The following is a 13,613-nucleotide window of genomic DNA, read 5'->3' as shown; positions in this document are numbered from 1 at the left end:
TACTGATGTGATTTGTCCTAAAATAGGTTGACGGTATAGCAAAAAGCCCCGAATTAATTAATTCGGGGCTTTTTTATTTAGAGTTATTAGATTGCTTCGTTACCTCGCAATGACTAACATGGTATTATTCTCCTAAAAAAGGATATCTGTAATCTGTAGGTGTTACAAATGTTTCTTTAATAGTTCTCGGCGATACCCAACGCAATAAGTTAAGTACAGAACCTGCTTTATCGTTAGTACCTGATGCTCTTGCACCACCAAATGGTTGTTGCCCTACAACAGCACCCGTTGGCTTATCGTTAATGTAGAAGTTACCAGCACAGTTTTCTAGTGCTTTAGTAGCCTGCTCTATGGCGTAACGGTCTTGGCTAAATACGGCACCTGTTAATGCGTATGGCGAAGTTTCGTCTACTAATTTTAGTGTTTCTTCCCATTTCTCGTCCTCATATACATAAATGGTGAGCACAGGACCAAAAAGCTCCGTATGCATGGTTTCGTACTGTGGGTTGGTTGTTAAAATAACTGTTGGGGTAATAAAATACCCTTCTGATTTATCGTACGTACCCCCTGCAATAATTTCGGCATCAGATGCTGATTTAGCATTATCAATATATTTTGCCAATTTATCAAAAGATGCCTCGTGTATTACGGATGTTATGAAATTTGAAGGATCTTCTGGAGAACCCATTTTCATCGATTCGATATCTTTTGTTAGCTGCTCTTTTACCTCATTCCACATTGATTTTGGTATGTATGCTCTGGAAGCTGCTGAACATTTTTGTCCTTGGAACTCAAATGCTCCTCTTAATAATCCTGTAGCTACTTGTGCTGGTATTGACGATGGGTGTGCAATAACAAAATCTTTACCACCTGTTTCGCCAACAATTCGGGGGTAGGTTTTATAAATACCTTTACCCATATTTTCGCCTATTTTTGCCCAAATACCGTTAAACACCTGTGTTGAACCTGTATAGTGTACTCCTGCAAAATCAGGGCTTGCCATAAGTGTATCAGTTATCATAACAGGGTCACCATGTACCATGTTAATAACGCCATCGGGTACACCAGCAAGTTTAAATACTTCCATAATTACGTTAGCACTGTATACCTGGCTTGCGCTTGGTTTCCAAATTACTACGTTACCCATAAGCGCTGCAGATGCTGGTAAGTTACCCGCTATAGCAGTAAAGTTAAATGGTGTTATGGCATAAACAAAACCCTCTAATGGGCGGTATTCCATACGGTTCCACATTCCTTCAGACGATATGGGTTGCTCCGCGTAAATCTGTGTCATAAACTCTACGTTAAAACGTAAAAAGTCAATAAACTCACAAGCAGCATCAATTTCAGCTTGGTGTACTGTTTTTGCTTGTGCAATCATGGTAGATGCGTTTATTTTAGCACGGTAAGGTCCAGCTAAAAGGTCGGCAGCTTTTAAAAATATAGCAGCACGTTGTTCCCAAGCCATACTAGCCCAAGCTGTACGGGCTTCTAGTGCTGTACTAATTGCTTTTTCTACGTGGTGTTTTTCTGCTTCATGAAACGTACCCACTACTTTTTTATGATCAAAAGGAGGGTTCATCGTTTGTGTTTTTCCCGTACGTATTTCCTCGCTACCAATGTACAAAGGCACATCTACTGTAGTGGCATACATATCTTTAAAAGTAGCAAGTACTTGCTCTCTTTCTTTTGTTCCAGGTGCATACGATAATACTGGCTCGTTTAACGCGTCTGGTACATTATAAATTCCTTTTGGCATAGTTGTATAGTGTTTTTAAAGCATTAAAAATTTAACGTATCGCAAATATACAAGAAATTATTGTTCTTGTAATTGCAAATTCGTTAACGAAAGCACTATAAATATGAAGATAGTATTAATTTAACGCAAAAGGTGCGCTAAGCCTAAAAGTGGGTACTATTACTTTAAAAGAACGGGTAGAAGTAAAGTTTACCATATTAAAATAACCACGCATGGCTCCAAAGGGCGAAGTTAGCAAACAACCCGAACTATAGGTGTGTTTTTCGCCTGGTTTTAACACTGGTTTTTTACCAATAACCCCTTCGCCATCTACCATTTCGATATCGTTTAACGAGTCGAAAATTTCCCAATGGCGTGTGTTGAGTTGTACAGAGTCTTTACTCTGATTTTCTATAGTAATCTCGTAGCTAAAGGCAAACTGTATTCTGTAGTTTTTAAAGTACGTGCCTTCAAAACTAGTGGAAACAGATATTTTAATGCCTCGTGTTATTTGTGATACCATAAAAATAAATCCTTATAACTTTCTCAAAGGTACAAAATTAAATAGAGTCCCTTTATATTTCAAATATTAATTTAAATGCAACTGATTTTTAACGAATTGACTGTTAATTGATAATGTTTTCGGAATTTGCCGACCCTATACCAATAACCCTATCATATCGGTCGTTATTTTCACGGTAGTATACCAATATCGTATAATCATTCTCTGTTTGGAAGAAGTTGCCATCGGGTGCATTTTTCTCATCCAATACCCCGTTTTTATCCGATGGGATGTACATGTAATTGGTAAACCCTTGTTTTATCATAATGGCCTTTTCGTACGTGGCAGTTTTCTCGTTGTACTCCATTCTGTTTTCTTCCGTTTTAGCATAGTTGTTAAACATACCACAAACATAAATGTCTTTTTTAGAGTAGTAGGCTGGGGCACTTAGGGAAAAGAATATCCAGGCATAATCCGCCTCTACTGCAACGTTGGTTACATTGAGGTTAATGTTGTTTACTAAAAATTTACCGTTAATATCGGGAAAGTAGGTATAGGGCACATTTGCCCTAGCTTCGTTTACATAAAGTATGTTATTATATACTTCGCCCGCCGTAATTCGGAGTACGTTATTTACGGCATTACGAACATCTTTATTATCAAAAAATAAATACTCGTTACCTGCCCAAAACTGCGTTTCTTTATCGTATCTGTAAATAAGGTCGTTTCCTATAGTATATTGGGGTTTAACGTTGTAAATAGCATTATCGAACCTCCCATTTTGGAATAATGCTACTTTTACGTTTTGTAATGGCATTTGGAAATTGATAGTACTCGATTTTATACTGAAGTCGAGGTTGTGTTTTTCGTTAATTTCATCCATGCCCCTAGCACGCTTTATTTGCAATGGTACACTTACCAACTCTTCGTAAACAATAAAACGGCGTGTAAAAACTACCTCACGATCTTCGTCTAATATTTTTAGGATGTAGTTGCCCGATAGCAATAGGCGCGTAAACTGATTGGGTATTGTTAAGGTGTAATGCGAGTAAATTTGTAGGGTATTAAATGAGTTCTCGTAAATTTGTATGCGTTGGTTATCAAACCCACTAATATAATCGTTAATGGTAAGTTGCGATGATGGTGTCCAGTTGTAATTACAGTGTGTAATTGAATAATAGTAATTTGCCTCGTTGCCATATAAATCGTCAAAAGTCAATTGGAATGACTCCCCTTTTCTGAAATAAGGGTACACATTTTCGTTGTTCTTCCTAAACGAAACGGTTTTTATATGATACGGAGGTGGTATTTCCTGCTGCACTTGTGCATTGGCAACAACAGATACTAATAAAAATAGTACAACTATTTTAAAAAATCGGTAAGAGGTGTAAATCATTACAGCAGCATTTTAATGGTGAACGTAAAGATACTAAATATATTATACTGGCTGTTACTGTAATGGTGTTACTTTAGGGTAAGTTTTATACTTTGTTTTTATAACAAACAGGAATAATTTCGCCTTTAGCAAGGCAATAACGTGCCACATCCTGTTGGGGTAGCTTGTTGGTATAATCTTCCTCTACAACCTCAAACCCTATGCTTCGGAGTTTATTAAAATAATCACGACCGTAAACACGTACATGGTCGTACTGCCCAAAAATGCGTGCACGCTCCTTAGCATCGGTTATACTATCGTCCTCAAAAGTAGTTTCGTGGTTTAAATCCTGTGGTATCTGGAATATGCCCATGCCACCAGGTTTTAGCACCCTGTACAACTCCTGCATTGCTTTGGTATCGTCTGGGATGTGTTCCAGTACGTGGTTGCAAAGTATTACATCGTAACTACTATCTTTAAAGGGGAGGTTACAAATATCTGCTTTTACATCGGCAAGTGGCGAGTTTAAATCGGTAGTGGTGTATTGTAAATTTCTTTGCTTCCGAAAACGTTTGTAAAATGCTTGTTCGGGGGCAAAGTGTAATACTTTTTTGGGTGCGGTAAAAAAATCAGTTTCGTTTTGTAAGTACAACCATAACAATCGGTGTCGCTCTAACGATAATGTGCTTGGCGACAATACGTTGTTACGCTGGTTGCCGTACCCATAAGGCAAAAAGCTTTTAAAGCTTTTACCATCTATAGGGTCGGTGTAAGTGTTGCCTTTTAAAGCCATAGCCAAAATTGGGCGTACTACATAACTTAACCGTATAAGCAATGGGCGTGGTACAGTATTAAGTATGAATTTGAACAATTTTTTAGCCACGAATTTTTTTGATTAACACTGATTATTAATAACTAGCTATTAAACGAAGTATTGGTTTGTATAAAGACGAAAATTAGTGTTACAGGTTGTATAAAGCTATTTATTAGATTGATAGCGGTACTGCCCTAAACTCGTCCTCCTCGTTACTATTTATGCCTAATGCTTGGTACACATACGCAAATGTAGAGAGTAACTCTGGCTTGCCGTTTACGAGTGCCACATTATGCTCAAAATGGGCACTTGGTTTACCATCGCGCGTTACAATTGTCCAGCCATCTTTAAGGGTTTTAATATTTTTAGTCCCCATGTTTATCATTGGCTCTATGGCTACTACCATACCCTCTATAAACTTTTTACCTCTGCCACGTTTACCGTAGTTGGGCATTTGCGGGTCCTCATGCATTTTGCGCCCTAAGCCATGCCCTACCAAATCGCGCACTACGCCGTAGCCGTGTGCTTCGGTATATTTTTGTATGGCATAGCCTACGTCCTCTACACGGTTTCCGTTTTTAAATTGGCGGATGCCTTCGTAAAGCGATTCTTTGGTTATTTGTAGTAATTTTTTAGTGTCTTCGGCTACATTACCTATCTCAAATGTGTAGGCGTGGTCGCCATAAAATTCGTTTTTAATAGCACCACAATCTACCGATACTATGTCGCCCTCCTCAATAGGTCGGTCAGTTGGTAATCCGTGTACTACTTGTTCGTTAACACTAGTAAGTAGGGTAGAGGGGCATCCGTACAATCCTAAAAATCCAGGTATTGCTCCATGATCGCGAATAAACGTTTCGGCTAACTTATCTAAATGCAGGGTAGTTACACCAGGTTTTATTTCCGAGGCAATCATGCCAAGGGTTTTCGAAACAATTAGCGCACTTTCGCGCATTAGCTCTATTTCCTCTTGTGTTTTAGGTATAATCATTGCGTTAATTTTCAATCCGCAAAAGTAACTAATTTTAATTATTTAATCTGGATTCGCTAAGATTTTAAACAACTTGGCGTTGGACATGTAAAACCTGTTTTCGATATCTATTTGAGAAATACGCTCGCTTACGAGTTTGTTTTCGCGTGAGTTGATAAGGAACAATGAGCTTTCGCCGAAGGTAAACAAACGTTCTTCGGCTCGTAGCATGGTTGCGTAACTCTCCACAAGTTGGTCGATTATTTGCTTTTGTTTTTGCAGCGATTGTATTTCTGTTTGCTGCGCATCAATCTTGTTCTTAAGTGTTACCCGCTCACTATCCAACTCAAATTGGGTGTCTTGTATTTTTAGCTTGGCGAGTTTTAGTTTACCCCGTTCTTTTCGTAAAAAAATAGGAAAGGCAAAGTTGATGCCTATTTTATAATCTTCAAACCTATAGTTATTAAAGTTAGAGGGTTCGGATAGGTAATGGTACCCCACATCTATTTTTGGAAGTAGCATATTGGCTCTTAACCTCCTATCTACATCCAAGATGGATATCTTATTTTCTAACGCGAGGATTTTAGGATGGCTATCAATAAAACTTGTCTCGGTTATTAGGTTGTTTGTTCGTAGTGTTTCTTGTACGGTTACCATTAAATTCTCTTCAGGAATTACGTTGTCCTCAAGCTCTACGGGTATATCGGTTATCCATAAATAATTGGCTAAACCTAGCTTTGCTTTTGTTAACTTTAATTGTGAGTTTTCTAAATTTAAGCGTCTGTTTTTTACTGTAATTCCCGCTTCCACACTATCTATGGCGGGTTTATCGCCTTGCTCAATAAGTGTTTCTACACCTTTATAACGTACACGTGCGTACTCCAAATAATTTTCGTACAATTTGGTTTCGTCGTAGCTTCGTTTCCAAGTAAAGTAGGCTTCTGCGGCATCATATAATACTAATATGGCTTCTAGTTTTCGCTCCGATTCGCTTAGCTGTATTTGTAGTTTTGCTGCCCTAACATCTGCCATACGTTGGTTTATAAAAAGCCCTTGCCCTAACGGTACTGTAATACCCAACGATGTAAGCCCTTGGTTGGGCATAGTGTTTTGTGGATTAAGGAAAACACCTTCGCTATTATCAAAACCTGCTTTTATTTCTATGCCGTACCATGTTGGTATTTTAAAACTACTGGTTAGTAATGAGTAATACTCACTATCTTTAAATTCTTTAGCATCATAATCTACCTCTACTTTAGGGTCAAAACCCCCACGGGCTTCCATGAGTTGCGCCTGTGCCTTGTCTATTTCTAGGTTGGCTTGTTTTACAATAGGGTGGTACTTTTTTACATAGCCTAAGTACTCGTTAAAAGTAAGTACATCCTCTTCAAATTCTTGTGCTTGTACGAGGTTAAGCGCTATAAAAAATGCTAAAAAGCAGTATATATACTGTTGTATTGTCATTTGTATTACTTTTTATCCTTTTTGCCTCCATCAGTACCTTGTGTATCATAGTAGTTGGGTGGAAAACCGTTAAGTACTCGCCATAATTCGTACCAAACGGGTACTGTATTTAGCAGGGCTATGGTTTGCGCTCCTGCGCCTATACTAAGTTGCTCAGGCCACTCTTCTTCATTTTTATCAGGGGCTATAAGTATCCTGTATTTACCGTTGGGGCTAATAAAATTTTCTATGGCTACAATGCGCCCACCAAATGTACCGTAGGACATACCGGGCCATCCTGAAAATACAATGGTAGGCCAACCATCAAACCATACGCGTACTTTTTCGCCTTTGCTTATTAGTGGTAAATCTATAGGGTCTACATACGTTTCTACAGCAATATCGTAATCCGATGGCATAATGCTTACTACGGGTGTACCCTCTTTAATTGTTTCGCCAAGCCCTGCCTGTAGTGCACGGTTTACGTAACCCGTTTGTGGTGCACGTACATAGTATAACCCGTTACGAATGCTGTAATTTACATATTGGTTTTCCAGCTTGTTTACTTGTGCCTCGGTATCGTATTGGTTGCTTAATGCGGTAAATTTATCGCTACTGGCTTTGGATATTTTTTCGGCATACTCTGCTTTTAATCGGTTAATTTCTACACGGGTATTAATAAGCTTGTTTTTACTTTCAAGAAGCTTGTTCTCTTGTGTTATTATTTTTGCTTCTGTTTCTTGTAGTTTTAATTTTTTTGCTTCTACATCGGTTAGTTCTTTTAATCCCTCTTCGTTTAGTGTTGTAGAACGTTTAAATTGCGTTTGGGCAATGCGCAAATTGGTTTTTGCGGCTTCCAAATCCATACTATCGCTTACTACTTTCAGTTGTGCCTGTCGTATTTTATTTTGCGCTTGCTCCAGTTTTAGTAGTTGTTCTCTTTTTAGCGATTCTACCTGCATTTCTAGCGCATTTACTTTACCACCGTACGAATCTACCGCCATTTTTTTGGCATCTACCTGTTGTTTAGTGTTCTGTACTAAATTAGGGTCAAAGTAATCATCCTTAACCTCCGATATAAATAGTATAGTATCACCTTTTTTTACAAAGTCACCCTCTTGTACGTACCACTTTTCAATCTGTCCTCCAATAATGGTTTGTACCGTTTGTGGTCGTTGCCCTGGTTTTAGTGTAGTTACCGAGCCTCTACCCGATATATTTTGTGTCCAAGGTAAAAACAATGCTATAACACCTACTAAAGCCATACCCAGTATAATTTTGTTGAGTACCTTATAGTGAGGTCTTGCTATTAAGCTGTTTACCGTTCGGTATTTTCCGCTGCTTATATGTACTTGGTCGTTACGTGATATATTTAGCATGGCAATTAAAGTTTAATGTCTTCTACAATTTCTCCGTTACCCATCATAATTTGTCGGGTACATTTCGATTTCCAATAGCGGTTTACTGACGATACTACTACCGTCCAGTCGTGCTCGTCATCAAAAAGGAAATCAACAATACCTTTTGCAGTAGTTTCATCCATTTTGTCTGTAGGGTCTTCTAAAAATAGTATTTTGGGTTTGTGTATAATATTTCGGGCTAACATTATTTTTTGCGCATTCGATGCCGATAGTTGTCTGCCCTCAGGGTATATACGTGTATCTAACCCTTGTGGTAATGTTTTTATGAACGACGATAGATTAACACTATCCAGTGCCCACCGCAGCCTTTCGGCAGTTATGGATGGGTTGTTAAATGTAATATTCTCTAAAATTGAGCCTTCAAAAGGCGTTTCACCTTGCATTACAACGCCTATTTGCGCGCGGTATATATCTTGGTCCACTTTATTAAATCGAGCATCGTTAATATAAAAAGCTCCATAATCAGGCTCTAAATAGCCCGATAACATTCGGACTAATGTCGATTTTCCAGAACCATTACGACCGCTTACGTATATTTTTTCGCTAGCTTCTATACAAAGCGAAATATTCTTCAGCGCATCTTTATCCGAACCTGGAAAACGGTATTGGATGTTGTCCATCTCTAATTTTAAATGGTCTTGTGGTGTACTATGTGTAATTTCAGTAGATTCTTCTACACGTAAGTCGCTAACCTGTCCTATTTTCTCTATAGATGTAAGTACGTCATAAAACGTTTCTAGCCCTACAATTACTTTTTCTACAGAGTTAATTACCAATAGTATTATAATTTCGGCAGCAACAAACTGCCCAATATTCATTTGTTGGTTGAGTACTAAATACCCTCCTATAGAAAGTAGGGATGCCGTAATAATAACTTTAAACAATATTAACTGCGAGTACTGCCTTTTAATAACGTTAAAGTGCTTTTCTCTGTAGCTAATATAGTCGCTCACTAAATTATCGTTTTTAGTAAGTGCATACTCCGAGTTAAGTTTGCTTTTAAATGTACTGCTATTTCGGGCTACTTCCTGAATCCAGTAGGCAGCTTTATATTTAAATTTAGATTCTTTCATACTGGTATCTAAACCTGTTGCAAACGAGAATTTAAAAATTAGGTATAAAAGTAACAGCAGTAATACTCCAAACAAAATAAAAAACGGATGGTATATAGAGAGTAATATAATACCAAAACTTATTTGTAGTAATGCCGCAGAAAAATCGAGTAACAGCTTGGACGTTCCTTTTTGTATGGATAGCGTATCGAAAAAGCGGTTTGCCAATTCTGGCGGATAGCTATTGTACAACTCGTTAAACTTAATTTTAGGAAAACGCCATGTAAACTCAAACGATGAGCGTACAAATATTTTTTGCTGTAAATTCTCCGTAATTCGCAATTGCATTAACGACAGTATTCCGCCAAAGCCTACCCCTAGTGTAACCACAAAAATGAGTACTATCCACGACACACTAATTTGCCCACTTTGGATAAAGTTAATAATAGCCTGTATGCCTAGTGGTAGCGAGAGGCTAATAAGACCTGCAAACGCAGCATAAAATAGAATTTGATAGACATCTTTTTTATCCAAGCTCAACAGGTTGTAAAATCGTCTTAATGGGGTCATGGTACTTTAAGGTTTTATAGTTTTACTAACCAAGTGTAAAAAGAAATCGCAAGGACTCGTTTTTTCGTTACAGTTTGTAATGCTTTTTAAATGATCTTTAAGGAAGTGTTGGTGCAGTGCACCCTCTATAGTTGTGCTAACCAAGCTTTCGGGGTAGGGGTATTCAGGGTTTACCTCTTTTACAATAGCTACAATTCGTTTTATAACTCTTTTATAAATCAAAAAGAAACCTTCTTTATTTTCCTCGTCTACCTCTTTGGTTAAAAAGGTTTTGGTAAACTCTGTAATAATAATTCGGTTAAGTACCGATTCGTTTATGTGCGCCGTACTATCGTCGTCCTCAATTTTTTCGGTAACTATTGTAATGGCTTTTACCAGCTTTTTATACGAGTCTGTAATGTTAGCCGTGCTAAATATGAGTTTGTACTCCATCCAACTCCAATACCATGAAGACAGGTATACCAAAAGTTTATGTTTGTTTTCGAAGTAGCGGTATAATGAACTTTCGTTGGAACCAATACGTTCGCCCAACTTTTTAAACGTAAAATTATCAAAACCCAGTTCGTCAATCAAAAAGATACTTTCTTTAATAATCTTTCTGCCTAGCACCGAGGTCTCTGGATCCTTCACATACGTTTTTTCATTCACCTGTATTTTTAGGTTTGAAAGAAGAGATTGCATAGTTGAAATTATTTTATGCAAATATAATAGTAATACTTTCATTTTTGAAAGTTTAACTTTTTTTTAGTACTCCAAAAAATAGCTAAAAGTGAGAATTATCATGTTTTGCCAATAGCTTAGCCACTAATTTTGCAGTAAATTTTTTAGGTATGAGTAAGTATGTAACTGCGGCAGAAGCCGTACAAGTTGTAAAATCAGATAATAGGGTATACGTGCAGGCAGCAGCAGCCACCCCTACAATACTAACCAAAGCATTAGCAGAACGCGCTAGCGAATTAAAAAATGTAGAAATATGCCACCTACACACAGAAGGCGAAGCAGCTTATGCTAACCCCGATTTGAGCGAAAGTTTCCATGTTAATTCGTTTTTTATTGGTAAAAATGTAAGGCATACCCTTGCAGCAGGCAATGGGTCGTACACGCCTGTGTTTTTAAGTGAGCTACCCCGTTTGTTCCGTAGGAATGTATTGCCGTTGGATGTAGCTTTTATACAAGTATCCGTACCCGATAACCACGGGTATTGCTCCTTAGGCGTATCGGTAGAGGCTACCGTAGCAGCCATAGAAAATGCCAATTATGTAGTGGCACAGGTTAACCCCCAAATGCCCCGAACGTTTGGCGATGGCGTTATCCATGTATCTGAAATTGATTATTTGGTTGAAGTAGACAGCCCAATTTATGCGCACGAGCCTACTGCTATAACAGCACAAGAGGAGAAGATAGGTGCATTTGTAGCCTCGTTAATAGAGGACGAAAGTACTTTACAAATGGGTATAGGCTCTATACCCAATGCGGCACTGGCAAACCTTAACAACCATAAAAACTTAGGGTTGCATACCGAAATGTTCTCCGATGGGGTTATTGATTTGATTGAAAAAGATGTTATTAATTGCAACTACAAAGGTACGGTACGCGGTAGGGCATTGGCTACATTTTTAATAGGCTCTAAACGGTTGTACGATTTTGTAGATAATAATCCGTTTATTGAAATGCGCGAATCGTCGTTTGTAAATGATACGGCGGTAATTCGTAAAAATAAAAAGATGGTAGCCATTAATTCGGCTATTGAGGTTGACCTTACGGGGCAGGTTTGCGCCGACTCTATTGGTTGCCGAATGTACTCGGGTGTTGGTGGGCAAATGGATTTTATTCGTGGTGCATCACTTAGCGAAGGCGGTAAAGCCATTATAGCATTGCCATCGGTTACTAAAAAAGGGGCAAACAGAATTGTACCTTTTCTTAAAGAAGGGGCAGGGGTAGTAACAACACGCTCGCACGTGCAGTATGTTGTTACCGAATACGGTATTGCCGATTTGTACGGAAAAACACTAAAACAACGTGCAGCAGCGCTTATAAATGTTGCCCACCCCGACCATAGGGAAAATATAGACCGCGATTATTTTAACGCGTTTAAACGATAGTTAAGTTGCTAGATTAATCTAGATTTTTTAAATAATGGTTGTTTAAAAAGGAAGCCTGCTCAGTTGTTTGAGCAGGCTTTAATTTTTATAGTAATACGTTTAATTACAGTAACGAATGCCTCGTCATGGCTTTGGGTTGTGGTATGCCCATAAGTGCTAGTATGGTTGGTGCAATATCGCCCAGTACACCATCATTAATCTGTTTTATTTCTTTATCTACTAGTATAATAGGTACGGGGTTGGTAGTATGCGCCGTGTTTGGGCTACCATCGGGGTTTACCATAGTTTCGCAATTCCCGTGATCGGCAATTACAATAGTGGTGTAATTATTATCCAATGCTGTTTCAATAACCTGTTTGGCGCAATCGTCAACCGCTTCGCAGGCTTTAATAGCGGCTTCCATAACACCTGTATGCCCCACCATATCGCCATTGGCAAAATTAAGGCACACAAAATCGGTTTCGCCTTTTTTTAGTTCAGGTATAAGTGCATCTTTCAGGTCGTAGGCACTCATTTCGGGTTGTAAATCGTAGGTAGCTACTTTTGGCGATGGGCATAGCAAGCGTTGCTCGCCCTCAAAAGGTTCTTCACGTCCTCCCGAAAAGAAGAAGGTAACATGCGGGTATTTTTCGGTTTCGGCAATACGAATTTGCTTTTTACTGTGCTTGGCAACTACCTCGCCCAGCGTTTCGGTTAGGTTGTCTTTATCGTAAATAACATGCATTCCTGTAAAGTTATCATCATAATTCGTCATGGTAACATAGTACAGGTTCATTTTATGCATGTTCTGCTCGTGTACATCAAACTGGGTTAATACCTCCGTAAGCTGGCGTCCTCTATCCGTTCTAAAGTTAAAGAATATCACTACGTCATCTTCTCCAATGGTAGCTACAGGTGTAGTGCCATCGGTCGTCATGAGTATGGGTTTAATAAACTCGTCGGTAACGCCATCGTCATAACTTTTTTCAATGCTAGCTACAGCGTTGGTGGTTGGTGTTCCTGCGCCGTTAACCAACAAATCGTACGCTAGTTTTACGCGCTCCCAGCGTTTATCCCTGTCCATAGCATAATAACGCCCTACTACAGAGGCTAGTTGTACCTTAGTATCTTTAATATAATCTTCTATATCAGTAATAAACCCTGCGCCCGATTTTGGGTCTACATCCCTACCATCAGTAAAGGCGTGTATATACACATTGTCCAAATTATAGGCTTCGGTAGCATCGACCAAGCCTTTTAGGTGGTTTATATGCGAGTGCACGCCTCCATCGGAAACTAAACCTAACAGATGTACTTTTTTATTGTTGTTTTTAGCGTAGGCTAGCGCATCGGCTAATGCTTTTTCTGCTGCTAAGGTTTTTTCTGCTACGGCAAGGTTTATTTTTACAAGGTCTTGGTATACAATGCGCCCCGCACCCAAATTCATGTGCCCTACTTCGCTGTTACCCATTTGCCCTTCGGGCAGCCCAACATTAAGTCCGTCCGTGCGTAATACTGCACTAGGGTAGTTGTGGTACAGGCTATCTATAAAAGGTGTTTTAGCATTATCTATTGCCGATACTTTTGGGTCGGGCGATTTTCCCCAACCATCCAATATCATTAAAATTACTTTCTTATTCATAATAA

General features: G+C 38.7%; 11 protein-coding genes. 1 reads left to right on the top strand and 10 read right to left on the bottom strand.

The window, feature by feature from the left end:
* Nucleotides 1-124 precede the first annotated feature (124 nt).
* The 9 genes from pruA to K1I41_RS01575 all read right to left on the bottom strand — a co-directional run bounded on the left by pruA (nucleotide 125) and on the right by K1I41_RS01575 (nucleotide 10,566).
* Complete coding sequence (gene pruA, locus K1I41_RS01615) at nucleotides 125-1,759, bottom strand: L-glutamate gamma-semialdehyde dehydrogenase (RefSeq protein ID WP_220640942.1); 1,635 nt, start codon at nucleotides 1,757-1,759, stop codon at nucleotides 125-127.
* 115 nt (nucleotides 1,760-1,874) lie between these two features.
* Nucleotides 1,875-2,261 carry a Co2+/Mg2+ efflux facilitator ApaG/CorD gene (gene apaG, locus K1I41_RS01610; protein ID WP_220640941.1) on the bottom strand — a complete coding sequence of 129 codons (387 nt, stop codon included), beginning with the start codon at nucleotides 2,259-2,261 and terminating at the stop codon, nucleotides 1,875-1,877.
* A gap of 103 nt (nucleotides 2,262-2,364) precedes the next feature.
* Nucleotides 2,365-3,636, bottom strand: coding sequence for a type IX secretion system plug protein (locus K1I41_RS01605; RefSeq protein WP_220640940.1), 1,272 nt, complete (start codon nucleotides 3,634-3,636; stop codon nucleotides 2,365-2,367).
* Between the two features lie 85 nt (nucleotides 3,637-3,721).
* Nucleotides 3,722-4,486 (bottom strand): class I SAM-dependent methyltransferase, encoded by a 765-nt coding sequence (locus K1I41_RS01600; RefSeq protein WP_255566951.1) that lies wholly within the window; start codon nucleotides 4,484-4,486, stop codon nucleotides 3,722-3,724.
* A 115-nt stretch (nucleotides 4,487-4,601) separates the two neighbouring features.
* Entirely contained in the window at nucleotides 4,602-5,420 is an 819-nt protein-coding gene (map, locus tag K1I41_RS01595; RefSeq protein WP_220640938.1) for a type I methionyl aminopeptidase, read from the bottom strand.
* Nucleotides 5,421-5,462: 42 nt separating this feature from the next.
* The gene (locus K1I41_RS01590; RefSeq protein ID WP_220640937.1) at nucleotides 5,463-6,863 is read right to left on the bottom strand and encodes a TolC family protein; all 1,401 of its coding nucleotides are present in this window, start codon (nucleotides 6,861-6,863) and stop codon (nucleotides 5,463-5,465) included.
* A 5-nt stretch (nucleotides 6,864-6,868) separates the two neighbouring features.
* Entirely contained in the window at nucleotides 6,869-8,221 is a 1,353-nt protein-coding gene (locus K1I41_RS01585) for an HlyD family secretion protein (RefSeq protein WP_220640936.1), read from the bottom strand.
* Between the two features lie 5 nt (nucleotides 8,222-8,226).
* Nucleotides 8,227-9,885 (bottom strand): peptidase domain-containing ABC transporter, encoded by a 1,659-nt coding sequence (locus tag K1I41_RS01580; protein ID WP_220640935.1) that lies wholly within the window; start codon nucleotides 9,883-9,885, stop codon nucleotides 8,227-8,229.
* 6 nt (nucleotides 9,886-9,891) lie between these two features.
* On the bottom strand, nucleotides 9,892-10,566 hold the full coding sequence (locus tag K1I41_RS01575) for a TetR/AcrR family transcriptional regulator (protein ID WP_220640934.1): 675 nt from the start codon (nucleotides 10,564-10,566) through the stop codon (nucleotides 9,892-9,894).
* Nucleotides 10,567-10,715: 149 nt separating this feature from the next.
* On the opposite strand from K1I41_RS01575, the gene K1I41_RS01570 reads away from it, so the two are divergent.
* A complete protein-coding gene (locus K1I41_RS01570; RefSeq protein WP_220640933.1) occupies nucleotides 10,716-11,987 on the top strand; it encodes an acetyl-CoA hydrolase/transferase family protein in 1,272 nt (423 codons plus the stop codon).
* A 103-nt stretch (nucleotides 11,988-12,090) separates the two neighbouring features.
* On the opposite strand, the gene gpmI is transcribed toward K1I41_RS01570, so the two are convergent.
* Entirely contained in the window at nucleotides 12,091-13,608 is a 1,518-nt protein-coding gene (gene gpmI / locus K1I41_RS01565; protein ID WP_220640932.1) for a 2,3-bisphosphoglycerate-independent phosphoglycerate mutase, read from the bottom strand.
* Between the last annotated feature and the right edge of the window lie 5 nt (nucleotides 13,609-13,613).

The organism is Flavobacterium litorale, from assembly GCF_019613795.1.
GTDB lineage: Bacteria > Bacteroidota > Bacteroidia > Flavobacteriales > Flavobacteriaceae > Flavobacterium > Flavobacterium litorale.
Note: the sequence above shows the minus strand (reverse complement) of the source record. Positions and strands in the feature narration are given on the sequence as shown.